This window comes from Pleomorphomonas sp. T1.2MG-36, from assembly GCF_950100655.1.
Classification (GTDB): Bacteria; Pseudomonadota; Alphaproteobacteria; order Rhizobiales; family Pleomorphomonadaceae; genus Pleomorphomonas.
Genome location: NZ_CATNLY010000015.1, coordinates 1 through 1,073, shown reverse-complemented (window position 1 = coordinate 1,073; position 1,073 = coordinate 1). Strand labels below are relative to the sequence as shown.

The following is a 1,073-nucleotide window of genomic DNA, read 5'->3' as shown; positions in this document are numbered from 1 at the left end:
GCAGAGGATGGATTCACGTTTGAAGCGCAACAGTGAGGAAGTCTTTGAATACCTCGGCCGGGGTGCTGTAGCCAAGGATCTTTCGTGGGCAGTCGTTGTATTGGTCCATGATGCGATCGATTTCGCTCGGAGGAATGGCTTGGAGATCTGTGGTGCTGGGTAGCTGGCGACGCATGCGGCCGATGGCGTTTTCGATGCCACCCTTCTGCCAGGGCTTGTGTGGATCACAGAAGTAAGTTGGCAAGGAAAGCTCCTCTGCGAGGCGGTAATGGCGTGCGAACTCGCCGCCGTTGTCAAAAGTAACGGAGGCGCGCAGCGGCTCGGGCAGGGCTGCGAAGAAGGCAACGAGCTTGCCTGCGACGCCATCGGCAGTCTTGTCGGGGATGGGCTTGACGATGGTGTATCGGGACAGTCGCTCGTGGATGATGAGCAGAGCCCTGTTGCGTTTGCCGAACAACATGAGGTCGGTCTCCCAGTGGCCCACGGCTTGCCGTGTGGCGACCTCGGCTGGACGTTCAGAGATGGAAATCCTGTTTTTGATCAACAGGCTAAGGCTTCCGCCAGACCCGACGAAATGGCCGCGACGATGCTTGTGACGGGGCAGCTTCCGGTACCAGGATGGGTCCGGCTGGCGCGCCCGGTGGTAGATGAAACGATAGATGGACTCGTGGCTGATGATCGTGCGACCTTGCTCGCGCGCCAGCCGGCCAGCGATCTGCTCGGGTGACTGTCCCATCGCAAGGCGTTTCTCGACGTCGGCCGCAAGGTCCGGCTGGCGCGCCAGCTTGAAACGGGTATCCCATTGTCGTCGTCGGGCGGCCAGACGGTGTGCCCGCTCGCCGTCGTAGGGGCCGGACCACCGTTTGGTCGGCTTGGCATTGCGCCTGAGCTCGCGGCTGATCGTCGATGCTGATCTCTCAAGCCGCGCCGCTATGCTTCGCACCGATAGCCCTTCCCGGTGGAGAAGGTCGACCGTCATTCGCTCCCGCAACGAGAGCTGAGAGTAATGTTGTCCCATCGCAGCAACACCTTACCAGGTGTTGCACTTCAATCGTGAGTCCAAGGAGGACCTC

1 protein-coding gene is annotated in these 1,073 nt (G+C 60.8%); it reads right to left on the bottom strand.

Annotated elements, in window-relative coordinates; genetic code table 11:
* Nucleotides 1-13 precede the first annotated feature (13 nt).
* A complete protein-coding gene (locus QQZ18_RS11420; RefSeq protein ID WP_284541044.1) occupies nucleotides 14-1,018 on the bottom strand; it encodes an IS30 family transposase in 1,005 nt (334 codons plus the stop codon).
* Between the last annotated feature and the right edge of the window lie 55 nt (nucleotides 1,019-1,073).